This is a genomic window from Streptomyces sp. NPDC047515, assembly GCF_040643055.1.
Lineage (GTDB): Bacteria > Actinomycetota > Actinomycetes > Streptomycetales > Streptomycetaceae > Streptomyces.
The window spans coordinates 99,601-124,207 of record NZ_JBEYTM010000001.1 but is presented as its reverse complement, the minus strand read 5'-3'; the positions used below and the strand labels follow the sequence as shown (position 1 = coordinate 124,207).

Sequence of the window (24,607 nt, the reverse complement as noted above, 5' to 3'; positions counted from 1 at the left end):
GGCACGCCGCCCTGCGAACCAGCGCCAGTTCACCACCCCACCGGCAATCGCTGCTTCACCAGTCGCTTCGTCAACAGGCAACTCCCGGCCACCGCCTGCCCAACTATTCACTCAGTACATGTATCGAGTATATAGTCGGCCGCATGAGCATCCGCCATATCCTTCTGGGACTGCTCGCCGGAGGTTCAAGCCACGGCTACGACCTCAAACGGCGGTACGACGAACGCTTCCCGCAAGCCCGCCCACTGGCTTACGGGCAGGTCTATACGACCCTGCAACGTCTGGTGCGTGACGGCCTCGCCGCCGTCGAAGGCACCGATTCCGACAGCGGGCCCGAACGCACCCTGTACCGCTCCACCGACGACGGATCACGCGAACTGGCCAGGTGGGCCGACGAGACCGCCCCGCCCGCCCCCTTCGTGGCGAACGAGATCTTCGCCAAGGTCGTGGTCTCGATCCTCGTCGCTGCCGCCGCCGACGGCAACCGCACCACCGACGCGGCCGCCTATCTGCAAGCCCAGCGTGCCGCCCACATGGAGCGCATGCGTGAACTCACCGCACTCAAGACCACCCCGGGCGCCGACCTCAGCACGGTGCTCTCGGCCGACTACGCCCTCGCCCATCTGGACGCCGACGTCCGGTGGATGACCACGACGGCGAGCCGGCTCGCCACCCTGACCGCGGAGGTCAACGCAGCATGAGCACACATACCGAACAGGACACCCCGGAAGCAGCGCCCCTGCTCACCGCCACGGGACTGCGGAAGTCCTACGGCAGGTCGGAGGCGTTGCGCGGCGCTTCGATCGACCTCCACGCGGGCGAGATTCTCGCTGTCACCGGTGCCAGCGGCAGCGGAAAATCCACGCTGCTGCACTGCCTGGCGGGGATCGTCCGCCCCGACGAGGGTTCGGTCGCGTACGGACAGGAGCGGCTCGACCGACTTTCCGAGGCCCGGCTCGGCGAACTGCGACGCACCGACTTCGGCGTGGTGTTCCAGTTCGGGCAGCTGATCCCCGAGCTCACCGTGCTCGACAACGCGGCACTGCCGCTGTTGCTCGCAGGGACGTCCCGCGCCGCGGCACAAGCGCGGGCGGGCGAATGGCTGGAACGCTTCGGGGTGCGTGGCCACGCCGGTCTGCGGCCCGGCGAGCTGAGTGGTGGCCAGAGCCAACGCGTTGCGCTGGCACGCGCGTTGGTGACCGGTCCGAAGGCGGTCTTCGCGGACGAACCGACCGGGGCGCTCGACTCACTCGCCGGGGAGCAGGTGATGACGGCGCTGGTGCACGCCACCCGCGAAACCGGCACCGCGGTGCTGCTGATCACCCATGACGCGCAGGTCGCCGCGTACGCGGACCGCGAGGTGTGGCTGCGGGACGGGGCCGTCCACGCCGACGTTGCGCCGGTCACCGTCCGGGAGGCCGCCCGCCATGAAGGCTGACGCCCGCATCGCATGGATCCTGACGCGCGGCTCGCACCACCGCGAGTGGTGGCGGATCTCGCTCACCGCGGTGGGCGCGCTGCTCGCCACGGGCTTCGCCCTCGCGGCGGTCACGGTCGCCGCCGTCCCCGGGCAGGTGTCGATCCCCTACGGACACGGCCTGCTGAACCAGCCGGGCGAGCGCGCCGGTGTGGTGCTCACGCTGCTGCTCCTGCTCGTCCCCGTGCTCGGCTTCCTCGGTCAGTGCGCCCGCATCGGCGCCGTGCACCGCGACCGGCGGATGGCCGGGCTGCGGCTCGCGGGGGCGTCGCCCGCGCAGGTGCGGCGCATCTCGGCGCTGGAGTCCGCGGTCGCGTGCCTGGCCGGATCGGCCGGCGCGCTGGCCGTCTTCGCCGCGGTCCTCACCGGCGCCGGTCACATGCCGCCGCCGGCGACATGGGCGGCCTTCGTCCTGGTTGTCCTCGCCGTGCCGGTCGTGGCCGCGCTGGTGAGCGCACTCGCCCTGCGGCGGGTGGTCGCCTCGCCGCTCGGCTGGGTGCGCCGTGTCCGGCCGGACAGCGGACACCGGACGTTGCTCGCGCTCCTGGTCCCGACCGTGGTGATCGCCGTGACGCTCTTCCTCCTTGTCGGCCGCGACAGCCGTCCCGGCGAGGTGTCCGTCCCGTTCATGGTGTTCGCCGTGGTGCTTCTCACCGGAGCGGGTGCGGTCTGGCTGGCCGGAGCGACGGCTTCCCTCATGGGCCGGTGGCTGACCCTCCGCGCGAAGAGCCCCGCAGTGCTGATCGCCGCAGGCCGGCTCAAGGACGACCCGTGGGCCGCCGCGCGCACCCATGCCGCTCTGCTGCTGGTGACCGTCGTCGGGGTGGGTTTCGTCGGCGTACGGCAGGTGCTGCTCGACAAGTTGAACCGGCAGAGCGGCTACGTGGCGGAGGACCTCGACTTCTACACCACGGGGATCGACCTCGCCGGGACCGCAGTCCTGGTGGCTCTCGTCATCAGCCTCTTCGGCCTCGCGGTGGGCACAGCGGAATCCGTCGCCTCCCGCCGCAGGGGGCTCGCCGCCCAGACCGCGGCCGGAGTACCGCGGACGGTTCTGGCCCGGACCCTCCTCCTGGAAACGGCGCTCCCACTGGCCCCCGCAGTCCTGCTCGCCGGCATCGGAGGCATGGCGGTGCACCTCACGTACGCCTCGCTGGTGGCTCCCGAGGCCGTCCCGTCGATGCTTCCGCTGCTCGTACCCGTGCTGGTGTACGCCGCCTGTCTGCTGGCCGCATCGGCCTCGCTGCCGTTGCTGCGGCGGGCGGTGCACCCCGCGGAGCTGCGGTTCACGTAGCGCGCGGCGCTGCGCGAGGCCGCAGATCCCCGGACGCGAAAGCCCGGATCCCTCAGGCCGAAATGCCATCGATCCGAGCCATGGCGTCATCCGCGCCGAAGGGTTGCAAGTACGGCAACCAGCGCGGGTCGCGATGTCCCGTCCCGATGATGCGCCAGGCGAGGCCCGTCGGCGGGGCGGGCTGCTGGTGCAGCCGCCAGCCGAGCTCCGGCAGGTGCCGGTCCGCCTTGACGTGATTGCAGCGGCGGCAGGCCGCCACCACGTTGTCCCAGGCGTGCTGTCCGCCGCGACTGCGCGGAATGACGTGGTCGACACTGGTCGCGGCGGCGCCGCAGTACATGCAGCGCCCCCCGTCCCGGGCGAACAGCGCCCTGCGGGTCAGTGGGACGGGCCCCCGGTAGGGAACCCGTACGAACCGCTTCAGGCGGACGACGCTGGGGGCCGGAACGGCCCGGGTGGCACTGTGCATGAAGGCGCCCGACTCCTCAAGACAGATGGCCTTGTTTTCGAGCACGAGGACGAGCGCGCGGCGGAGCGGTACGACGCCGAGCGGCTCGTACGACGCGTTGAGAACCAGGACATGCGGCACGGTGGATGCCTCCTTGTACGCCGGCGGCGCGTGGCTCGCGCCGGGACGATCCGCTCTCAGTTTCTACTCACGCCTGGTCGAAGCGCCACCACGTGCGGGTAACGGGCCGGGAGGATTTTTCCCCGCTCGCCGCGGCCGGCACCGTCCCTGCCCGGCCCAGCAGGCGCTTCCGGGCCCCGGCCGGGGCTGCCGCGGCCCGATGTGCGATCGGCCACACGCCACCCGTACGGGCCCCGCCCCCGTACCTCTTCTCCGCTCCCGTTTCGCCCTTCCTGGACGTGTCTGTCCCCTTGCTCACGGCAACGGAGCACTGCCGATGCCCCGTTAGTGTGGTTGGGCCGCCGTCGCCCAGCTGGAGGTTCCACCGTGTCCCTGTCCGCCCTGTTGGCCGCAGCTCCGTCACCCGGGGCCGGGACCTCGTTGGACGAGGCCGCCGAGCAGGCCGGGAACGCCGCGGGCTGGGTGGAGGAGAACTGGTCCACCTGGCTGAGCACCGGTCTGCGCATCGTGCTCATCGCCGCGGTCGCGGTCGTGTTGCGCATCGCGATCCGCCGTGCTCTCACCAAGCTCATCGACCGGATGAACCGCAGCGCCCAGGCGGTGGAGGGCACCGCGCTGGGCGGGCTGCTGGTCAATGCGGAACGCCGCCGTCAGCGCTCCGAGGCGATCGGTTCCGTACTCCGCTCCGTCGCGTCGTTCCTGATCCTCGGCACGGCCGCCCTGATGATCCTGGGCGCGTTCCAGATCAATCTGGCGCCGCTGCTCGCCTCCGCCGGTGTGGCCGGTGTGGCGCTCGGTTTCGGTGCGCGCAACCTGGTCACCGACTTCCTCTCCGGTGTCTTCATGATCCTGGAGGACCAGTACGGCGTGGGCGACACCGTCGACGCGGGCGTCGCCTCCGGCGAGGTCATCGAGGTCGGCCTGCGGGTCACGAAGCTGCGCGGCGACAACGGTGAGATCTGGTACGTCCGCAACGGCGAGGTGAAGCGGATCGGCAACCTCAGCCAGGGCTGGTCGACGGCGGGCATCGATGTGACGGTGCGCCCCACGGAGGACCTCGACACGGTCCGTACGGTCATCGACGAGGCCGCCGCGGCGATGGCCAAGGAGGACCCGTGGAACGAGCGGCTGTGGGGCCCCGTGGAGATCCTGGGCCTGGACTCCGTGCTCCTGGACTCGATGACGATCCGGCTGACCGCGAAGACGATGCCGGGCAAGGCGCTGGGCGTGGAGCGCGAGTTGCGCTGGCGGATCAAGCGGGCCTTCGACGAGGCGGGCGTCCGGATGATCGGCGGCGTCCCGGCCCCGGCGGACGAGCCCTCCGCGGGCGACCCGACGGCCGCGATGGCGGCCCCGTCCGCGTACGCTTCGGCGACCTCGCCGCAGTCCCTGGCCACGACCCCGATACCCCCGCCGAACATCTCGAAGTAGGACCGGCCGGGCCGTGCGCGTTCGGCCGCACGAGTGAGGGGCGCCCCGCGAGGTCTGCGGGGCGCCCCTCGTCCGTATGTCCGTGAGCGAGGCAGCGTGACCACAACTCGGTTCCCCCATAACCTGATTGGGAAGGCGTCGGCAAGGCCCCCGTATTCCGCACACGCCTCAGGTAACGCTTTGGTAGCCACCGGAGCGCTGCCCATTGACGGCCCGGTGACGTGCGCATACCGTCCTCTCACCGAATAGGAAACTTTCCTAACAGAGGGCAGGTGCAGTGCTCATGGCCGGAACCACACCGGGTACCCCCCGCGTTCTGCGGGCCATGAACGACCGGGCCGCCCTCGATCTGCTGCTGGAGCACGGGCCCCTGTCCCGGACCAGGATCGGGAAGCTGACCGGGCTCTCCAAGCCCACCGCGTCGCAGCTGCTGGCGCGACTGGAAGCGGCCGGGCTGGTCGTCGCGACCGGGACCGTGGCGGGACGGCCGGGGCCCAATGCCCAGCTGTACGCGGTGAACGCGCGGGCCGCCCATGTCGCGGGACTGGACGTGAGCGCCCACCGGATCGTGGCCGCCGTCGCCGATGTGACCGGAGAGACGGTCGGGGAGTTCGAGCTGCGCACGCCGGGACGGCGCGCCGCTTCCGTGGTACGGCAGGTGGCGGATGCGCTGGACGGGGCGGTCAAGGACGCCGGCCTCACCCGCTCCGATGTGCACCGGGTCGTCATCGGCACCCCGGGCGCCTTCGACCCCGGCACCGGGCGGCTGCGCTACGCCTCGCACCTGCCCGGCTGGCACTCCCCCACGCTGCTGGACGAGCTGGCGGCCTTCCTGCCGATGCCGGTCGAGTACGAGAACGACGTGAACCTGGTCGCGGTGGCCGAACAACGGCGCGGCGCGGCGCGCGGGCACGACGACTTCGTCCTGTTGTGGAACGAGGAGGGGCTCGGTGCCGCCCTCGTCATCAACGGGCGGCTGCACCGCGGCTTCACCGGCGGCGCCGGCGAGGTCGGCTTCCTCCCGGTGCCGGGAGCCCCGCTGGTCCGCCAGGTCACCAAGGTGAACGCGGGCGGGTTCCAGGAGCTGGCGGGCGCCCAGGTGCTGTCCCGGCTGGCCCGGGAGCTCGGCATCGACGACGAGCTGAGCCGGGGCTCGGGCACGCATCACGAGGTCGCGGCGCGGCTCGTCACCCGGGCCGCCGAGGCCGCGGAGTCGGGCGAGGACGGCCCGTACCCCCGGCTGCTGGATCTGTTCGCCACCGGACTCGCGACCGGCCTCGCCTCCATGATCGCCGTGCTGGACCCGGAACTCGTCGTGCTGTCCGGCGAGCTGCTCGCGGCCGGCGGGGAACAGCTGCGCGGACGGGTCGAGTCGGAACTCGTCGAGCTGGCCGCCTCCCGGCCCCGGCTGATCACCGGTGAGGTGACGCACCGCCCCGTACTGCGCGGCGCGCTGGAGAGCGCGCTCGCCACCACCCGTGACGAAGTCTTCGACACCTCGCGCTGACCCCCTTTTCCACTGCTTCCTTCCCTCTCGCCCTGCTCCTTCCCCACCTTCATCGGGAGACACCGCCATGTCCGGAAACCGCCGGAAGTCGGCCGCCGCGCTCGCCGCGGCCGCCGCGCTATCGCTGTTCGCCTCCGCCTGTACGGGCCAGAGCAACTCCGGTGCCAGTGATGACGCGTCCAAGGACACGACCATCAACTTCTGGCACGGCTGGAGCGCCCCGAACGAGGTCGCGGGGATCAAGGCCACGGTCGACGCCTTCACGAAGGCGCACCCCAACATCCATGTGAAGATCGTCGGCAATATGACCGACGACAAGATCAACCAGGCGCTGCGGGCGGGTGGTTCGAACGCCCCGGACGTCGTCTCGTCGTTCACCACGAACAATGTCGGCAAGTTCTGCTCGTCGAAGGCGTTCGTCGATCTGAACCCCTTCCTGAAGAAGGACGGGATCGACCCGGACAAGACCTTCCCGAAGGCGATGAACGAGTACACGCAGTTCGACGGGGTGCGCTGCACCGTGCCGTTGCTCGGTGACGCGTACGGCCTCTACTACAACAAGGACGCGTTCGAGGCCGCCGGCATCAGCAACCCGCCGAAGACCTGGTCGGAGTTGGCCGCGGACGCCAAGAAGCTGACGAAGACCAAGGGCGACTCGTACGAGCAGCTCGGCTTCATGCCGAACTACCACGGCTACGAGTCGACGACCGAGCACTACCTCGGCAGCTGGGACCCGGAGTACTTCGACGCGGACGGCAAGTCGAACATCGCCGAGGACCCGGCGTTCGCCGCCATGCTCACCACCCAGAAGAAGCTGGTCGACGACCTCGGCGGCTACGAGAAGCTGGAGAAGTACCGTACGGCGTTCGGTGACGAGTGGGGCGCCAAGCACCCGTTCCACACCGGTCAGGTGGCCATGCAACTGGACGGCGAGTGGCGGCTCGGGATGGCCGAGGAGGCCAAGCCGAAGTTCGAGGTCGGGGTCGCCCCGATGCCCGTCGCCGACGACGAGGCCGACACCTACGGCAAGGGGTATCTGACCGGCACCATCGCCGGCATCGCCGCCACCTCGCAGAAGCAGAACGCGGCGTGGGAGCTGGTGAAGTTCATGACGACCGACACCGACGCGGTGGTCGGCTTCGCCAACGCCATTCACAATGTGCCGTCCACGCTGGAGGCGCTGAAGTCGCCGAAGCTCAAGTACGACCCGCGGTTCAAGACGTTCCTGGACATCGCCGCGAACCCGAACAGCACCACCACTCCGCCCTCGGTGAACGGCGGCGCGTACCTGGTGTCCCTGCAGAACCTCGGATTCGACATCGAGACGGGCAAGCAGACGGACATCAAGGCGGGTCTGGAGAAGACCGCCGAGGAAATCGACGCGGCCATCGCACAGGCGAAGTAGAACAGCGATGAGCACGTACACACTGCGCTCGAAGCGCCGCCGGTCGGCCCTTCGGACGGCGGCCTTCATGTCGCCGTGGCTGATCGGGTTCTGCGTCTTCTTCGCCTATCCGCTGATCTCCACGCTCTACTTCTCCTTCACCAGCTACGACGGTTTCGCGGCCCCGGAGTTCAGCGGGCTGAAGAACTGGTCGTACGTCTTCAACGACTACCCACTGTTCTGGCCCGCGCTGCGCAACACGCTCTGGCTGGTCGTGGTCATGGTGACCTTCCGGGTGGTGTTCGGCCTCGGCGTCGGGCTGCTGATCACCAAGATCAAGACGGGTACCGGGGTCTTCCGCACCCTGTTCTACCTGCCGTATCTGGCCCCGCCGGTCGCGGCGACCCTCGGCTTCGTCTTCCTGCTCAACCCGGGGACGGGTCCGGTCAATTCGATCCTCGGCGATCTGGGGCTGCCCACGCCGGGCTGGTTCACCGACGCCACCTGGTCCAAGCCGGCGCTGACCGCGCTCGCGGTGTGGGGGGTGGGCGACCTGATGGTGATCTTCATGGCCGCGCTGCTCGACGTACCCAAGGAGCAGTACGAGGCGGCGGAGCTGGACGGGGCGTCCTCGTTCCAGCGGTTCCGCTTCGTCACCCTGCCGAACATCTCGCCGATCGTGATGTTCGCCGTGGTCACCGGGATCATCCAGACGATGCAGTACTACACCCAGCCACTCGTGGCGGGGAAGGTCGCCTCGGGCGTGATGGGCGGATCCGGGCAGCAGTTCGAGCCGGGCTATCCCGACAAGTCGACACTGACGCTTCCGCAGCTCGTCTACAACCTCGGCTTCCAGCGCTTCGACTACGGCTCGGCCTGCGTGGTCGCGCTCGTTCTCTTCGTACTCGCCATGGCGTTCACCGCACTGTTGATGCGACGCCGCAGCGGGCTGATCCAGGCAGGTGAGTGACGTGGCGCAGGCTCTCGACACCCTGAAGGCGGCCGACCGGGCGACCGAACCGGCCACCCCGGCCGAGCGCACGGCACGCCGCAAGGCGCTGCTGAACTGGATCGCCGTGCACGCGCTCGGCGTCGCGGCCGCGCTCTTCTTCGTGCTGCCGTTCGTCTTCCTGCTGCTCACCTCGCTGATGAGCGACCAGCAGGCGCTGACCCGCGACCTGTGGCCGCACCCCTTCGAGTGGAGCAACTACAAGAAGGTCTTCGACACCCCGGGCTTTCTGACCTGGTGGAAGAACACCCTGCTGTACGCGGGGCTCGGCACGGTACTCACCGTCGTGTCGTCGCTGCCCGTGGCGTACGCGCTCGCCAAATTCCGCTTCCGGGGGCGGCAGCTGTCGCTGATGCTCGTCATCTCGATGATGATGCTGCCGCCGCAGGTCGTCGTCATCCCGATGTATCTGTTCTGGGCGAAGCAGCTGGACATGTCCGGCACGCTCTGGCCGCTGATCATTCCGATGGTCTTCGGCGACGCGTTCTCCATCTTCCTGCTGCGGCAGTTCCTGCTGACCATCCCGAACGAGTACCTCGACGCGGCGAAGGTCGACGGCTGCGGTGAGTTCCGTACGCTGATGAAGGTCGTCGTGCCGATGGCCAAGCCGGGCATCGCCGCTGTCGCCCTCTTCCAGTTCTTCTACGCCTGGAACGACTACTTCGGCCCGCAGATCTACGCCTCCGAGAACCCGGCCGCCTGGACGCTCAGTTACGGCCTGGAGTCCTTCAAGGGCGCACACCACACCGACTGGAACCTGACCATGGCCGCGACCGTACTGGTCATGGCCCCCGTGATCCTCGTCTTCTTCTTCGCCCAGAAGGCTTTCGTCGAGGGCGTCACACTGACCGGAGTAAAGGGCTGACCTATGAAGCTCGCAGTAGTTGGTGGCGGGTCCACCTACACACCTGAACTGATCGACGGCTTCGCCCGGCTGCGGGACACGCTGCCCATCGAGGAGCTCGTGCTCGTCGATCCGGCGGCCGACCGCCTCGAACTCGTCGGCGGCCTCGCCCGGCGGATCTTCGCCAAGCAGGGCCACCCGGGGCGGATCGTCACCACCTCGGACCTCGACGCGGGCGTCGCCGACGCCGACGCCGTCCTGCTCCAGCTGCGCGTCGGCGGCCAGGCCGCCCGCAACCAGGACGAGACCTGGCCGCTGGAGTGCGGCTGCGTCGGCCAGGAGACCACCGGGGCCGGCGGTCTCGCCAAGGCGCTGCGCACCGTCCCGGTCGTCCTGGACATCGCCGAGCGGGTCCGCCGCACCAATCCGAACGCCTGGATCATCGACTTCACCAACCCGGTCGGCATCGTCACCCGGGCGCTGCTCCAGGCCGGGCACAAGGCCGTCGGCCTGTGCAACGTGGCGATCGGCTTCCAGCGGAAGTTCGCCCGGCTCCTCGACGTCACGCCCGCCGAGGTGCATCTCGACCACGTCGGACTCAACCATCTGACCTGGGAGTTCGGCGTCCGCCTCGGCGGCCCGGACGGCGAGAACGTCCTGCCGGGGCTGCTCGCCGAGCACGGCGACACCATCGCGGGCGATCTGCGCATGCCGCGCGCGATCGTCGACCGGCTCGGCGTCGTCCCCTCGTACTACCTGCGCTACTTCTACGCGCACGACGAGGTCGTACGGGAACTCGGCACCAAGCCGTCCCGGGCGGCCGAGGTGGCCGCGATGGAGAAGGAACTCCTGGCCATGTACGGCGACCCGGCGCTGGACGAGAAGCCCGCGCTGCTCGCCAAGCGCGGCGGCGCCTTCTACTCCGAGGCAGCCGTCGACCTGGCGTCCTCGCTGCTCGGCTCGGGCGGTTCCGCGGTGCAGGTGGTCAACACCCACAACAAGGGGACGCTGCCGTTCCTGCCGGACGACGCGGTGATCGAGGTGCAGGCCAGGGTCGACGGGACGGGTGCCACGCCACTCGCCGTACCCGAGCTGGACCCGCTGTACGCCGGTCTGCTCGCCAACGTGACGGCGTACGAGGACCTCGCCCTGGAGGCGGCGCTGCGCGGCGGTAGGGACCGGGTGTTCAAGGCGCTGCTCGCGCATCCGCTGATCGGCCAGTTCGAGTACGCCGAGGCGCTCACGGACAAGCTCATCGCGCACAACCGGGAGCACCTGGCGTGGGTGTGAACGCTTCGGTCCTCGCGATCGACGCGGGGAACAGCAAGACCGATGTGGCCCTGATCGGTGCGGATGGAACGATTCTGTCGACGGGCCGCGGCGGTGGCTTCCAGCCGCCGGTCGTCGGGATCGAGGCGGCCGTCGACGTTCTCGGTGCGGCCGTCGGACAGGCGCTGGAGCTGTCCGGCGTGCCGGCCGTTGCCGTCACGCATGTGTCGGCCTGTCTCGCCAACGCCGACCTCCCGGTGGAGGAAAAGCAGTTGGCCCAGGCGCTGGGGGCGCGTGGCTGGGGCGCCACGGTCGAGGTGCGCAACGACACCTTCGCGATCCTGCGCGCGGGGGTGGACGAGCCGCGGGGTGTGGCCGTCGTCTGCGGCGCGGGTATCAACTGTGTCGGCATGGTCCCGGACGGGCGGACCGCGCGCTTCCCGGCCATAGGCCGGATATCCGGTGACTGGGGCGGCGGTGCGGGGCTGGCCGAGGAGGCGATGTGGTTCGCCTCACGGGCCGAGGACGGCCGCGGTGAGCCGACCGAGCTGGCCCGTACGCTGCCCGGACACTTCGGCCTCGGCTCGATGTACGCGCTGATCGAGGCGCTGCATCTGGGGCACGTCGAGTTCGAACGGCGGCACGAGCTGGCTCCGGTGCTCTTCGCGACCGCGGCGGCCGGTGACCCGGTGGCGGGCGCGCTGGTGGACCGGCTGGCGCAGGAGGTCGTCGCGATGGCGTCGGTCGCACTGGGCCGGCTCGGTCTGCTGGACGAGGAGGCACCGGTGGTACTGGGCGGCGGGGTGCTGGCGGCCCGTCACCCGCAGCTGGACGGCAGGATCGCCGAACTCCTCGCGGTACGTGCCCCGAAGGCGGTGGTCCGGGTGGTGACGGAGCCACCGGTGCTCGGGGCCGCGCTGCTCGGCCTGGACCGCACCGGGGCGGGCGCCCCGGTGCACGAGAGGCTGCGTGCGCAGTACGGCTGATCCGGCCCGTCTCCTCCCAGGGGCGTCCGCGGCGTTTCGCGCCGCGGACGCCCCTGGTGCAAGGGAACCGATCAGTTGTCCCGGACGTGTTCATGAGTGGGGAGTTCGGTCCGCTCAGGGGATTGATCCGCCGATCGGCTTGATCGGCGGCGCAGGCCTTGATCGAATGCGAAGGGACGCACCGTGGATCGACGCGGGATCCAGGCGTTCCTGGTGTGGAGGTCGGTCCCTGCGGCCATACTTCTGGCCGGGTACCAGTCCTCCGATCGGCCGGGGGCCGGGCCACCGTCCGTGACCGAGGGGGAGGTCGAGTGACATACCCGCCGAATGTACGCACGGCGCCTGACCACGCGCGGTCGCAGCCGCCCGCGCCCGCGACCGCACCCGTTCCGCCCCGGCGCGGCGCCTGGTCCGTGACGTCCGAACGGCTCCGGGCCGCGGCGACGACCGAACCGGGCAGGCTCCAGATCATCGGGGCCGTACTGGCCCTGCTCGTCGTCGCGTTCGGGGCCGTGGCGGCGTTCGAGATCGCCGACCGGGCGGCCGCCGCCGACGACGTGGTGAACCGCAGCCAGCCGCTGAGCGCCGACGCGGCGGACATCTACCGTTCGCTGGCCGACGCCGACACCGCGGCGGCGAGCGGATTCCTCGCCGGGGCGCAGGAGCCGCGCGCCGTCCACGACCGGTACGACAAGGACATCAAGGAGGCCTCCCGGCTGCTGGTGAAGGCCGCGGCCAACACGGACGCCTCGACGACGTCCGGGCACGAGATCACCACGCTCAACGAGGAACTCCCCCGGTACACGGGGCTGATCGAGCGGGCCCGCGCCAACAACCGGCAGGGCCTGCCACTGGGCGGCGCCTATCTCCGGTACGCGAACCAGAGGATGACCGTCATCCTGCTGCCGGCCGCCGAACGGCTGTACACGGCGGAGACCGGCCGGCTGGACCAGGACAACGACTCGGCCAGGGCCTGGCCGTTCTTCTCGCTCGGGCTAGGTGTCGTGACACTGGGCGGACTGCTCTGGGCGCAGCGGCGCAACTACCGCCGGACGAACCGGGTCTTCAACCACGGGTTGCTCGTCGCGACGGCCGCGTCCACCGTGGTGCTGCTGTGGCTCGCGGTGGGGCACACGGTGGCGCGGTCCGAACTGCGAAGCGCCGATGTACACGGACAGCAGTCACTCGATGTTCTCAACCACGCGCGGATCGACTCGCTCAAGGCGCGCGCCAATGAGAACCTCACTCTCGTCGCCCGCGGCGCGGTGCTCACCCCGGACGGCAAAAACGACAAGTACGAGACCGACTACAACACGGGCATAAAGGCCCTCGGTGAAGAGCTGGGGAAAGCCAGGAAGCTCGCCGACGACTCCCAGGGGAGCGGGCCGGTGGCGAACGCCATCAACGGTGTCTCCGAGTGGCAGGGCCGCCACCGGACCGCCCGCACGACCGACGACAGCGGCGACTACGAGGGCGCGCTGAAGCAGATCACCGGACCGAAGGACTCGACGGGTGAGTCCTTCAACCGGGTGGACGAGGCGCTGAAGCAGGCACTCGCCCATGAGCAGGGCGAGTTCAGCCGAGCCGCGGAGAACGGGCGCGCGGCGCTGGGCGGGCTTCCGGCCGGGGCCGCCGCACTTGCCGCGCTGGGTGCCCTCGCCGCGATCGTCGGGGTCAACCGCAGGCTCTCGGAGTACCGGTGAGAGGGGGAGCGATGACCAGGAAGCGCACAGGCGTGAGGGCCCGTGCCGACTTTCCCGCCCGCGGCAGGCTGCGCGGCTGGGGCGGGGTGACGGGCATGGCCATGGCCTGTGCGGTGACGGCCTCGCTCACCCTGCTGCCGCTCTCCCACGGCGGCGCCGACGCCTTCCTCGGGGACACCCCGGGACCGGGTGCGGCACAGGCCGTGCAGACCCGGTCCGGCAACTGCACGGACCCGGAGGCGAGCCTGCCGCCGTCGAACGACAGCGGCCCGAGCATCGAGAAGATCAAGGCGCGCGGAAAGCTCATCGCCGGTGTCGACCAGAACAGCTTCCGCTGGGGATACCGCGATCCGGAGACCGGCAGGATCGAAGGCTTCGACATCGACCTGGTGCGGGCCGTCGCCAAGAACATCCTGGGCGATCCCGACGCGGTGATCTTCCGGGCCATCCCCACCAATCAGCGGATCGCCGCCCTGGAGAACGACAAGGTCGATGTCGTCGTCCGGACGATGACGATCAACTGCGCCAGGCTGGAGCAGGTCTCGTTCTCCACCGCCTACTTCCAGGCCGGGCAGCAGGTCCTGGCGCCGAAGGACTCGTCGATCACCGGGTTCGACACATCCCTGGCCGGCAAGCGGGTCTGCACCGCCGAGGGCTCCACCGCGTACGAGGCGCTGCAGAAGCAGTCGTTCGGCTCGGTCTTCAAGGACGAGCACGACGGCACCGACACGGACGAGGACCAGCTGACCGTCCCCAACCAGCTGGACTGCCTGGTACGGCTGCAGCTGGGTGAGGTCGACGCGATCGTCACGGACAACGCGCTGGCGGCCGGCCAGGCCGCCCAGGACCCGGCCGTCGAGCTCAAGGGCGACAAGCCGTTCACCACCGAGTACTACGGCGTGGCGACGAAGCGCGGTGCGAACGATCTGGTGGCCCGGGTCAACCAGGTACTGGTCGACTACCGCGGGGGTGGTGCGAACAGCAGCTGGATGAAGTCGTACCGGAAGTGGCTGGAGGCCGGTCTGCCGGGGATATCGGCGCCGCCGGCACCCAAGTACCGGAGCAACTAGTGCCGGGCCGGCCGGAGTGCGCGACGGCGCGGTCCCGGTCGGCGAGGCAGTGGCACTGATCCCGCCGGGCCCGTCCCGGCAGGAAGAGCGGAGAGGTGATCGATGGGCGTCGCGGGCCCCTTCCCCGGCCACGCGGGGAGGCTCCCCGGCCCGGTCATGGACCGGGACGAGGCGGACCGTGCGCTGGCCCGGCTGGGCGCGGAGCACGAGGCGATCGAGACCTCGCTCCTCGCCCTGCAGGACCACGCGGGCCGCCGGCTCCTGGAGGGCGCCGACCTGACCGGCGTCACCAAGGAACGCTGGGCCTCCACCGAGCAGTCGATCACGCTGCTGTGGGGGTATTTCGACGCCTACGCGGGTGCGCTGGCCGAGGCCCGCGCGGTGCGGGCCCGCCGACGCCACCCCAACCGGGACGACCTGGTGGCCCTCACCGAGCTGCTGCGCGGCCAGGGGGTCATCGTGGCGCACGCGGCCGGCCGCCCCGATCCGTCGGTCACCGGCCCGGCCAAGCTCTCCGAGCGGTTCACGCTGGAGGAGCTGGTCGCCCGGATGAACGAGCTGTACGCCCGCTCGCTGGACATGGTCGTCGCCTCCGACTCCGTGTGGTCCGCGCTGCCCGCGCGGATAGATCTGCTCGCCGCCGAGCTGCACCGCACCCGCTCGCTGGCGCACTCCGTCGGTGTGCGGCCCGGTGAGCACCCGGCGGGTGACGATCTGGAGGCGATCACCCAGGAGCTGACCACGCTGCGGGTGCAGGTGATCTCCGATCCGCTGGCCTTCTGGCTGTCGGGGCCCGGCAGTTCGGCGCCGGGCGGCGGACGCCCCGACACGACGCGATACGACCGGGCGGCCCGCGCCCTGGACGACGTACGCCGCGAGATCGAGGCGGTGCTCGCGGTCCGGCAGGACGCCGAACAGCGCCTGGTCCAGCTGCGTGACGTCCTCTCCCGCGCGGACCGGACCCTGACCGAGGCCCGGTCGGCGCGCGGCGAGGTGCTGGCGAAGATCGCCGCCTCGGAGGTGCCCGCGGTCAGCGGTCCGGCGACCGCGCTCCAGGAGCGGCTGGCCGCCGCGTCGGAGTACCGCAGGCATGCCCAGTGGCACCGGCTCTCCCCGCTCCTGGAGACGCTGGAGCGGGAGGCGGAGGAGGAGTTGTTGCGGGCCCGTGAGTCGTTGACCGCGGTCACGGCCCCGCTGGCCGTGCGGGCGGAGCTGCGCGGCAGGCTCGACGCGTACAAGGCGAAGGTCGCCCGGCACGGTCTGGCCGAGGACCCGCTGCTGATCGAGCGGTACGACGCGGCGCGCCGGATGCTGTGGAGCGCGCCGTGCGATCTGCGGGTCGCCGCGCAGGCGGTGCTGCGCTACCAGGAGGCGGCGGCCGAACTGCTGTCGCAGCGCCGGACCCCGGGACCGGAGGACCGGCGATGAGTTCAGGTGTGCGCAAGTCGGACGGGCCGCCGCGGCGGCGGGGCGAACAGGGGGACGGACCATGAGTACGCAGTGCCAGCGCCCCGCGTGCGAGGGCAGTTACGAGGACGTGGGCGGCGGTGAGCTGTACTGCGACACCTGCGGTCTGGCTCCGGTCGTCTCCCCGAGTGGCATGGTGAGTTCGCCGCCCACCGGGATCGCGGGCGGCGGCGCGAGCAGCAGGGGCAGCAGCAGCTCCCGGGCCTCCTCGCGGTCCTCGTCCCGTTCGTCGACCTCGCGGCGTTCCGTTTCGGGGCGGCTCTCGCGCTCGTTGTCCGGTGGCGCCACGTCCCGTTCGGTGTCGGTGCGTTCCTCCGGTTCGTCCTCGGGGGCGTCCGGCCGGGGCAGGCTGGGCGCGGGTCTGGTGCAGGTGCCGGACGTGCCGCGGCCCGATCCGCGCTCGGCGGTGATGGAGAACCCGGAAGTGCCGGAGCGGAAGCGTTTCTGTTCGCGTTCCGACTGCGGGGCCCCGGTGGGCCGGGCCCGTGGTGAACGGGCGGGCCGCACGGAGGGGTTCTGCACCAAGTGCGGCCACCCGTACTCCTTCGTGCCCAAGCTGCACGAGGGCGACATCGTGCACGGCCAGTACGAGGTCGCGGGCTGTCTGGCGCACGGCGGGCTCGGCTGGGTCTATCTCGCGGTCGACCGCGCGGTGTCGGACCGCTGGGTGGTCCTCAAGGGCCTGCTCGACACCGGTGACCAGGACGCCATGGCTGCCGCCATCTCGGAGCGCCGTTTCCTCGCCGAGATCGAGCACTCCAACATCGTCCGGATCTACAACTTCGTCGAGCATCTCGACCAGCGCACCGGCTCGCTCGACGGCTACATCGTGATGGAGTACGTCGGCGGCAAGGCGCTCAAGGAGATCGCGAACGAGCGTCGCACCCCGGCCGGGAAGCGCGATCCGCTACCGGTCGAGCAGGCGTGCGCGTACGGCATCGAGGCGCTGGAGGCGCTCGGGCATCTGCACAGCCGCAACCTCCTGTACTGCGACTTCAAGGTCGACAACGCGATCCAGACCGAGGACCAGCTGAAGCTCATCGACATGGGCGCGGTGCGCAGGATGGACGACGAGGAGTCGGCCATCTACGGCACGGTGGGGTACCAGGCGCCGGAGGTCGCCGAGGTCGGCCCGTCGGTCGCCTCCGACCTGTACACGGTCGCGCGGACGCTCGCGGTGCTCACCTTCGACTTCCAGGGCTACACCAACGTCTTCGTGGACTCGTTGCCGGACCCGGACAACATCGAGGTGTTCCGGAGCTACGAGTCGTTCTACCGATTGCTGGTGCGGGCCACCGACCCTGATCCGGCGCGGCGGTTCGCCTCGGCGGCGGAGATGGCGGAGCAGCTGACGGGCGTGCTGCGCGAGGTGGTGTCACTGCAGACCGGTCGGCCGCGGCCTGCGCTGTCGACGCTGTTCGGCACGGAAGTGCGGGTCACGGACACGCAGTTGTTCGCCGAGCTGACGGACGATGTGTCACGGCTGGGGGCGCGGGCCGCCGCCCCGGCGTCGTCCGGGCACTTCGGGCGGCAGCGGAAGGGGGCGGGGACCGGCGCGCAGCCGGGCCCGGCCCCCGTGCCGGGCGGTGGGCCCGGTGTGGGGCCGGGGCCGGGCACGCTGCCCGCGGGTGCGCCCGCCGTGCCCGGGTATCCCGCGGCGGGCGCGGCTGCGCCGACCGCGCCGCCCACACACCTGCGCTCCGGCAACGGGCCGGGCCCCGGCGGCGCGGCTCGCCCGTACGCGCAGACCCGGGCCGCGATTCCTGGCCCCCGCGTCCCGGTCGCCGATCCCGGTGCGCCGTCGGGGCCGTACGTCCCGGACGTACCCAGGCCGGCCGGGCTCGACGCACGGGCCACCTCGCTCGCGCTGCCCGTGCCCCGGGTCGACGCGAGCGACCCCAACGCGGGTTTCCTCGCCGGGCTGATGGCCACCGCTCCCGCCGAACTGATCGCCGCGCTCAACGCCGTACCCGCGGCGTCGCTGGAGACCCGGCTGCGTGAACTGCGCGCCCGTCTGGAGATGAACGACCTCGGGGCCGCGGGGCAGACCCTGGCGGAGCTGGAGGACCGGTTCCCGGACGACTGGCGGGTCGTCTGGTACCGCGGAATCACCTCGCTGGTCATCGGCGACAACGAGAACGCGGCGCTCTCCTTCGACGCGGTGTACGACGCGTTTCCCGGTGAGCCGGCGCCCAAGCTGGCGCTCGGGATCTGTGCGGAGGTGCTGGGCCAGCTGGACAACGCGGCCGAGTACTACCGCCTGGTGTGGACGACCGATCCGAGCTTCGTCAGCGGCGCATTCGGCCTGGCCCGGGTGCAGATCGCCGCCGGGGACCGTGCCGCGGCCGTGCGGACGCTGGAGTCCGTGCCGGAGGCGTCGATCCATTACACGGCGGCCCGGGTGGCGGCGGTGCGGGCGCGACTGCGTGAACGGGCCCCGGACGAGCCGCTGATCGCCGATCTGACGGCCGCCGCCGAACAGATCTCGGGACTGGCCGGTTTCGGCCTGGACGCGGTGCGCCGCGAGCAGTTGTCGACCGAGGTGCTGGGGAAGGCGCTCGACTGGGTGCTTTCCGGGAGTCCCGCGGCTCCGCAGTCGCACGCGCCTGCCGGGTCGAACGGGCCGAGAACGCTGCTCGGCAGTGAGGTGAACGAGCGCGGCCTGCGTTTCGGGCTGGAGCGCTCGTACCGGATGCTCGCCCGGCTTGCGGAGCCCGGCGACGAGAGGATCGAACTGGTGGAGCGGGCCAACCGTTTCCGCCCCCGGACGTGGGTGTGAAAATGTCGCAGAAGCCCCAGGAGACGGCCCTGTCGAAGTGCCCCGGCTGCGAGGAGCCGCTGGAGCCGGGGGACCTGTTCTGCGGTGCGTGCGGGTACGACCTCTCGGCCGTGCCCGCGCCGCCTCAGGACCGCCCGACGATCGCCATGACCGCGTCGGCGGAGAACGGCGCGGCGGCCCGCCCGCCCAAGGCCCGGTCCGACGAGCCGGGCGGATCGGGCGACTTCGAACTGGCCGCACCCGGGGCGGCGCCCGCGCCCGCACCGCTTGCCGGGGCATCGGCGCCCGCGTCCGCACCGGTCGCACAGGCCTCGACGCCCGCGCCGGACCCCCGTACGTCCGCCGCCGACCTGTCCGCACCGCCGCCGGGCGGCACCAAGCTGTGCGTGGCCTGCCGCGCCGGCCGGGTCGACACCGACGGCTACTGCGAGAACTGCGGTCATGCCCAGCCGCGCGAGCGCGACCACATGGAGCAGGAGCTCGGTTCGGTGGCCGCCGTCAGCGACCGGGGTCTGCGCCATCACCGCAACGAGGACTCGTTCGCGGTGTCGACCACCGCCCTGCCCGACGGTTCGCCGGCGGTCGTCGCGATCGTCTGCGACGGTGTCTCCTCGGCGAGCCGCCCCGACGAGGCGTCGGCGGCGGCCGCGAGCGCCGCCAACGAGGCGCTCCTGGAGTCGCTGCCGCGCGGCACCCATCCGCAGCAGGCGATGCACGAGGCGATCGTCGCCGCGGCCGAGTCGGTCAACTCCCTGGCCCAGGAGCCCGGTCGGGCCAAGGAGCACGATCCGCACCGCCATCAGAACGCCCCGGCGTGCACCCTGGTCGGCGCGGTCATGGCGGCCGGTCTGCTGGTCGTCGGCTGGGTCGGCGACAGCCGCGTCTACTGGGTGCCGGACGACCGCACCAGTCCGCCCGCCCGGCTGACCGAGGACGACTCCTGGGCCGCGCAGATGGTGGCGGCGGGCCTGATGAGCGAGGCCGAGGCGTACGCGGACGAGCGCGCCCACGCCATCACGGGGTGGCTCGGCGCCGACGCGTACGAACTGGAGCCGCACACCGCGTCCTTCAAACCGGACCGGTCCGGTCTCGTGGTGGTGTGCACGGACGGGCTGTGGAACTACGCGGAGTCGGCGGCGGAGATGGCCGCGGCGGTGCCCGCCGACGCGCAGTCGCGGCCGCTGCACGGCGCCCAGGTGCTGGTGGGTCACGCGCTCGACGGTGGGGGCCACGACAACGTAACAGTGGCTCTGCTGCCGTTCGCCGTGCCGCCGCAGGGGGCAGGATCGGCCTGCGGCACCACATGAGTCCCGTTCCGTAACGCTTGGTTCCAGTTCCGTCCGCCCCTTCCGTCCACGCCGCCTTCGACCGCCTTCACCCGCTTTTCTTCTCTCACAGCTGTCTTCATCTGACACCTGGAGTCTCAAGGAGCCGCTCAGATGGCCAACTTCTCCAAGTCGAACGTGCCCCAGTTCTCCGTCGAGGTGTACCAGAACGAATATCTGCCGGAGGGTGGTCGCGAGGTCAACGCGATCGTCACGGTCACCTCGACCGGGGGCGGCACCACCGGCGGTGTCCCGCTGTCCGGTGCGGCGGCGAAGCCCACGCGCGTACCGGGGCAGGCACCGGACGCCGCTGTGGTGATCATGGTCGACTGCTCCGGCTCGATGGACTATCCGCCGACGAAGATGCGCAACGCCCGCGACGCGACGGCCGCGGCGATCGACACCCTGCGCGATGGCACCCGGTTCGCCGTGGTCGGCGGTACGCACGTCGCCAAGGAGGTCTACCCGGGCAACGGGAGGCTCGCCGTCGCCGATGCCCGGACCAGGGCCCAGGCGAAAGACGCCCTGCGCGCGCTCAGCGCCGGTGGCGGCACGGCGATCGGCACCTGGCTGCGGCTGGCCGACCGGCTGCTCGGCGCCACCGATGTGGAGATCCGGCACGGCATCCTCCTCACCGACGGCCGCAACGAGCACGAGGCGCCGGAGGATCTGCGGGCCGCGCTCGAATCCTGCGCGGGCCGCTTCACCTGTGACGCCCGCGGTGTCGGCACGGACTGGGAAGTGAAAGAGGTCACAGCCGTCGCCTCCGCGCTGCTCGGTACGGCCGACATCGTCGCCGACCCGGCGGGGCTGGCCGCGGACTTCACGCAGATGATGGAGAACGCGATGGGCAAGGAGGTCGCGGACGTCGCACTGCGGCTCTGGACGCCCGTCGGGGTCGAGATCAAGTTCGTGAAGCAGGTGGCCCCGACGGTCGTCGATCTGACCGGCCGCCGCACCGAGGCGGGTCCCCGCGCCGGGGACTACCCCACGGGTTCCTGGGGCGACGAGTCCCGCGACTACCACGTGTGCGTACTGGTGCCGGAGGCCGGGATCGGGCAGGAGATGCTGGCGTCCCGGGTCTCGCTGGTCCTCCCCGACCCGTCGGGCGGGGCACCGCGGCCGCTTTCGCAGGGCCTGGTGCGGGCGGTGTGGACCGAGGACATGGTGGCGTCCACCTCGATCAACCCGCAGGTCGCCCACTACACCGGCCAGGCCGAACTGGCACAAGTCATCCAACAAGGGCTCGATGCCCGCAAGTCGGGAGACTTCGACGGCGCGACCGCGAAACTGGGCCGCGCGGTGCAGCTGGCGTCGGCGTCCGGGAACGAGGACACTGCGAAACTGCTTTCGAAGGTGGTGGACGTCGTCGATGCCGCGACCGGTACTGTGCGACTGAAGGCGAAGGTCGCGGAGGCCGACTCGATGACACTCGAAACGCGCTCCACCAAGACCGTCCGCGTCAAGAAATAACCGCACAGCCGCACCGTCGGGCCGCCCGGCCGAAGTGATCTACCGGGTGGCGAAGAGCAACAGCGAACGACGGCCCCCGGGGCCGGACGAGGAGAGGAGGAAGCGCCGACATGCCGACCTGCCCGAACGGACACCAGTCGGGTTCCGATGACTGGTGCGAGGTCTGTGGCCATCGCATGGCCGGGACGGGCGCGCCTGCGGGTGCAGTCCCCCCGCCGCCTCCCCCGCCGCCCGCTGCCGGTTACGGCCGGCCGCAGGGCCCCGGCCCGGACGCGACCCAGCAGGCCGAGCTCTGCCCGCAGTGCCGCACCCCGCGCGAGGCGATGGCGCCGTTCTGCGAGGAGTGCCGCTGGAACTTCCTCACGAACACCGCGACGTCGTACACGCCGCTGGCCCCGTCCCACAGCGTCACCGGCCCTCCGCCCGGCCTCAACCTGCCGCCCGGCTTCCAGGCGCAGCAGCCGCCGGGCCCGCAGCAGCAGCGCGATCCGTTCGAGTACCAGGCATCGCGGCCCTCGCAGGTGAACCGCCCGGCCGAGCCGCTCTCCCCCGAGCCGGGAAGCCGCCCCGGCCCCCCGGCGCCGGGTCCGCAGTCGCCGCCGCCGCCGTTCCAGCAGCAGGGTCCGCCGCCTGTACCGTCCTTCCAGCAGTCGGCGCCGCCCTCGCCGTTCCAGCAGCAGTCCGCACCGCCGCCGTTCCAGCAGCAGTCCGCACCGCCCTCGTTCGAGCGGCCGGGTCCGCCCGCGCCGCCCGCCCCGCAGCCGCCCGCTCCGCAGGGGCCGCAGGCCGGTGGCGACGACGACTGGATGCTGTCGCCGCCCTCCCACACCCAGGCTCCCCAGCCATCGGGCCCGCAGCAGCAACCGCCGTTCCCGGGCCGGGAGCAGAACGAGCCGCCCGCGAGCTGGACCGTGGTCATCGCCCCCGACCGCGAGTACTTCCTGGCGATGATGCAGCGCAGCGGTCCCGAGGCGACCGGGCTCAATCTGCCCGCGTACTCCCCGGAGCAGCAGCTTCCGCTCACCGGCAGCCAGGTCACCGTCGGTCGCCGCAGGCAGAGCACCGGCGAGTCCCCCGACATCGATCTTTCCGTGCCGCCGGAGGACCCGGGCGTCTCGCACCAGCACGCCATGCTGGTGCAGCAGCCCGACGGCGGCTGGGCCGTGGTCGACCAGAACTCCACCAACGGCACCACGCTCAACGGTGCCGAGGACCCGATCCAGCCCTATGTCCCCGTCCCGCTCCAGGACGGCGACCGGGTGCATGTCGGGGCGTGGACGACGATCACGATCCGCCGGGACTGAGAGACTGTCGGGCGACCGCTGATCGGCGGACGTCACCCGACAGTCTCCGAGCCGCGCTATCCGTCGGGCAGTGGCCAGGCGTACGGCCCCTCGGGGTCGTCCAGCCAGGCCCACTACCGCCCGTCCCGGACCGTGATGCCGAACCTCTCCCGCTCGGGGCGCCGCTCGCGCTGCCAGAGGGAGAGGGCCTCGCGGGGGTCGAGGGTGGCCTCGGTCAGCGTCAGCAGGAACCGGAAGAGCTCGTTCTCGCTGACGCGCCTGCGCAGTGCGCCGGTGTGCGGGCGTCGTACGGCTCCCGGTGGTGTGCCGCGCAGCGGCACGAAGTACGCGGACGTGTGCAGGAACCGGCCCTCGGCGTACTTGCCGTGCGCCGACTCCTGTACCCGCAGCACGATCAGCCCGGTGGCGAACGGCGCCAGTATCAGTGCGCCCGGCGTGCACTGGTCCAGCCAGGCCTGCGGTACGCACGGCAGGGTGCAGGTCACGATGATCCGGTCGTACGGTCCGCGCGGGGGCCAGCCCCGTGTGCCGTCCCCGGTGATCACGGCCGGGTGGTATCCGGCCGCCGTCAGGTGCCGGCGGGCCGACTCGGTGATCTCCGGGTCGAGGTCGACGGTGGTCACGGCGTCGTCACCGAGCCGGTGCGCGAGCAGTGCCGCGTTGTAGCCGCTGCCCGCGCCGATCTCCAGGACGCGCTGTCCGTCCCGTACGTCCAGCTCTTCGAGCATCCGGGCCATCAGCGACGGCTGGCTGCTCGACGAGATCAGCTCGCCGTCCCGGATCCGGGTGGCCAGCGCCCCGTCCGCGTACGCCCCGTGCAGCCACTGGGCCCGCCTGACCGGGTCGGGGTCCTCGCACCACAGACGGTTTTGTCCGCCGCCCACGAAGTAGTACGGCACGAACAGATGCCGCGGCACCTCCTCGAACGCGGCCAGCCATTCCGGGTCGCCGAGCGCCCCGCCGGCCACGATCCCGCGCACCATCGCCCACCGCTCCTCGGCGGCGGACGCGGCGAACGGGTCCGGCTGCGCGTCGTGCATACCTCCACCTTCCTGCGCCGGGGGCCCCGGGGCCAGGAACCGGGCCGGGTCCGGGCCGTGTGCCGCCGGACACCGCACGGTGGGCGACAGCCCGGCGGCAGCCCGGCGAGAGGACCGCGGGACCTAGGACCCCGGTCCTCGGCCGGTGCGTCTGCGACCATGGACGGGTGACTGAGATTCCGCGCGACACGCTGCAGGAGCAGACCTTCTACGAGCAGGTCGGCGGCGAGGAGACCTTCCGGCGCCTGGTGCACCGCTTCTACCAGGGGGTTGCCGAGGACCCGCTGCTCCGGCCGATGTACCCGGAGGAGGATCTGGGACCCGCCGAGGAGCGGTTCAGGCTGTTCCTGATGCAGTACTGGGGCGGTCCCCGTACCTACAGTGAGCGGCGCGGACATCCGCGGCTGCGGATGCGGCACGTTCCGTTCCAGGTGGACCGGGCGGCGCACGACGCGTGGCTGAGCCATATGCGGGTCGCCCTCGACGAGCTCGGACTGGCGCCGGAGCACGAGCGGCAGCTGTGGGACTACCTCACCTACGCGGCCGCCTCGATGGTGAACACCGACGGCTGAGAACGCCCGTTGTTCCCCCGCGCCGGGTACGAAATGCGTTCCCCCGTCGCCGATTAACGGTCACGATCCCATCAAGGTGCAGGT

20 protein-coding genes are annotated in these 24,607 nt (G+C 71.3%); 18 read left to right on the top strand and 2 right to left on the bottom strand.

Translation table 11 applies throughout. The features are described 5' to 3' along the window. Nucleotides 1–143: 143 nt before the first annotated feature. From ABZ826_RS00525 to ABZ826_RS00515, 3 genes are read left to right on the top strand one after another with little or no spacing between them, the layout of a single operon-like run. A complete protein-coding gene (locus ABZ826_RS00525; RefSeq protein ID WP_361439937.1) occupies nucleotides 144–701 on the top strand; it encodes a PadR family transcriptional regulator in 558 nt (185 codons plus the stop codon). Then, nucleotides 698–1,438, top strand: a complete 741-nt coding sequence (locus ABZ826_RS00520) for an ABC transporter ATP-binding protein (protein ID WP_361439934.1) — start codon at nucleotides 698–700, stop codon at nucleotides 1,436–1,438. The genes ABZ826_RS00525 and ABZ826_RS00520 overlap by 4 nt, the downstream gene beginning before the upstream one ends. Next, nucleotides 1,428–2,771 (top strand): FtsX-like permease family protein, encoded by a 1,344-nt coding sequence (locus tag ABZ826_RS00515; protein ID WP_361439931.1) that lies wholly within the window; start codon nucleotides 1,428–1,430, stop codon nucleotides 2,769–2,771. The genes ABZ826_RS00520 and ABZ826_RS00515 overlap by 11 nt, the downstream gene beginning before the upstream one ends. Nucleotides 2,772–2,823: 52 nt before the next feature. Here the strand turns inward: ABZ826_RS00515 and ABZ826_RS00510 are convergent, their stop codons facing one another. Further along, nucleotides 2,824–3,360 (bottom strand): HNH endonuclease, encoded by a 537-nt coding sequence (locus ABZ826_RS00510; RefSeq protein ID WP_018552807.1) that lies wholly within the window; start codon nucleotides 3,358–3,360, stop codon nucleotides 2,824–2,826. 366 nt (nucleotides 3,361–3,726) lie between these two features. Here ABZ826_RS00510 and ABZ826_RS00505 point away from each other — a divergent pair, with 366 nt between their 5' ends. The 14 genes from ABZ826_RS00505 (at nucleotide 3,727) to ABZ826_RS00440 (ending at nucleotide 22,911) form a co-directional block, all read left to right on the top strand. After that, nucleotides 3,727–4,791, top strand: coding sequence for a mechanosensitive ion channel family protein (locus tag ABZ826_RS00505; protein WP_361439927.1), 1,065 nt, complete (start codon nucleotides 3,727–3,729; stop codon nucleotides 4,789–4,791). Between the two features lie 283 nt (nucleotides 4,792–5,074). Continuing rightward, the gene (locus tag ABZ826_RS00500; protein ID WP_361439924.1) at nucleotides 5,075–6,298 is read left to right on the top strand and encodes an ROK family transcriptional regulator; all 1,224 of its coding nucleotides are present in this window, start codon (nucleotides 5,075–5,077) and stop codon (nucleotides 6,296–6,298) included. 67 nt (nucleotides 6,299–6,365) lie between these two features. Continuing rightward, the gene (locus tag ABZ826_RS00495) at nucleotides 6,366–7,703 is read left to right on the top strand and encodes an ABC transporter substrate-binding protein (RefSeq protein ID WP_361439921.1); all 1,338 of its coding nucleotides are present in this window, start codon (nucleotides 6,366–6,368) and stop codon (nucleotides 7,701–7,703) included. 7 nt (nucleotides 7,704–7,710) lie between these two features. Next, the gene (locus tag ABZ826_RS00490; protein WP_361439918.1) at nucleotides 7,711–8,652 is read left to right on the top strand and encodes a sugar ABC transporter permease; all 942 of its coding nucleotides are present in this window, start codon (nucleotides 7,711–7,713) and stop codon (nucleotides 8,650–8,652) included. A gap of 22 nt (nucleotides 8,653–8,674) precedes the next feature. After that, the gene (locus tag ABZ826_RS00485) at nucleotides 8,675–9,556 is read left to right on the top strand and encodes a carbohydrate ABC transporter permease (RefSeq protein ID WP_361440419.1); all 882 of its coding nucleotides are present in this window, start codon (nucleotides 8,675–8,677) and stop codon (nucleotides 9,554–9,556) included. A gap of 3 nt (nucleotides 9,557–9,559) precedes the next feature. Further along, complete coding sequence (locus ABZ826_RS00480) at nucleotides 9,560–10,825, top strand: 6-phospho-beta-glucosidase (protein ID WP_361439915.1); 1,266 nt, start codon at nucleotides 9,560–9,562, stop codon at nucleotides 10,823–10,825. Continuing rightward, nucleotides 10,816–11,790, top strand: coding sequence for a BadF/BadG/BcrA/BcrD ATPase family protein (locus tag ABZ826_RS00475; protein WP_361439912.1), 975 nt, complete (start codon nucleotides 10,816–10,818; stop codon nucleotides 11,788–11,790). Before ABZ826_RS00480 ends, ABZ826_RS00475 begins: the two co-directional genes overlap by 10 nt. 413 nt (nucleotides 11,791–12,203) lie before the next feature. Then, nucleotides 12,204–13,493 (top strand): hypothetical protein, encoded by a 1,290-nt coding sequence (locus tag ABZ826_RS00470; RefSeq protein WP_361439909.1) that lies wholly within the window; start codon nucleotides 12,204–12,206, stop codon nucleotides 13,491–13,493. Between the two features lie 11 nt (nucleotides 13,494–13,504). Then, a complete protein-coding gene (locus tag ABZ826_RS00465; protein WP_361439906.1) occupies nucleotides 13,505–14,563 on the top strand; it encodes a glutamate ABC transporter substrate-binding protein in 1,059 nt (352 codons plus the stop codon). Nucleotides 14,564–14,665: 102 nt separating this feature from the next. Then, on the top strand, nucleotides 14,666–15,991 hold the full coding sequence (locus ABZ826_RS00460; RefSeq protein WP_361439903.1) for a hypothetical protein: 1,326 nt from the start codon (nucleotides 14,666–14,668) through the stop codon (nucleotides 15,989–15,991). A gap of 61 nt (nucleotides 15,992–16,052) precedes the next feature. Continuing rightward, a complete protein-coding gene (locus ABZ826_RS00455) occupies nucleotides 16,053–18,809 on the top strand; it encodes a tetratricopeptide repeat protein (protein WP_361439900.1) in 2,757 nt (918 codons plus the stop codon). Nucleotides 18,810–18,811: 2 nt separating this feature from the next. Then, the gene (locus ABZ826_RS00450) at nucleotides 18,812–20,116 is read left to right on the top strand and encodes a protein phosphatase 2C domain-containing protein (protein ID WP_361439897.1); all 1,305 of its coding nucleotides are present in this window, start codon (nucleotides 18,812–18,814) and stop codon (nucleotides 20,114–20,116) included. Nucleotides 20,117–20,248: 132 nt separating this feature from the next. Further along, nucleotides 20,249–21,607, top strand: a complete 1,359-nt coding sequence (locus tag ABZ826_RS00445; RefSeq protein ID WP_361439894.1) for a VWA domain-containing protein — start codon at nucleotides 20,249–20,251, stop codon at nucleotides 21,605–21,607. Between the two features lie 110 nt (nucleotides 21,608–21,717). Beyond that, nucleotides 21,718–22,911 (top strand): FHA domain-containing protein, encoded by a 1,194-nt coding sequence (locus ABZ826_RS00440; protein ID WP_361439891.1) that lies wholly within the window; start codon nucleotides 21,718–21,720, stop codon nucleotides 22,909–22,911. Between the two features lie 113 nt (nucleotides 22,912–23,024). Here the strand turns inward: ABZ826_RS00440 and ABZ826_RS00435 are convergent, their stop codons facing one another. Next, the gene (locus tag ABZ826_RS00435; RefSeq protein WP_361439888.1) at nucleotides 23,025–23,951 is read right to left on the bottom strand and encodes a methyltransferase domain-containing protein; all 927 of its coding nucleotides are present in this window, start codon (nucleotides 23,949–23,951) and stop codon (nucleotides 23,025–23,027) included. A 167-nt stretch (nucleotides 23,952–24,118) separates the two neighbouring features. On the opposite strand from ABZ826_RS00435, the gene ABZ826_RS00430 reads away from it, so the two are divergent. Further along, complete coding sequence (locus ABZ826_RS00430) at nucleotides 24,119–24,523, top strand: globin (protein WP_361439885.1); 405 nt, start codon at nucleotides 24,119–24,121, stop codon at nucleotides 24,521–24,523. The last annotated feature ends 84 nt before the right edge of the window (nucleotides 24,524–24,607 follow it).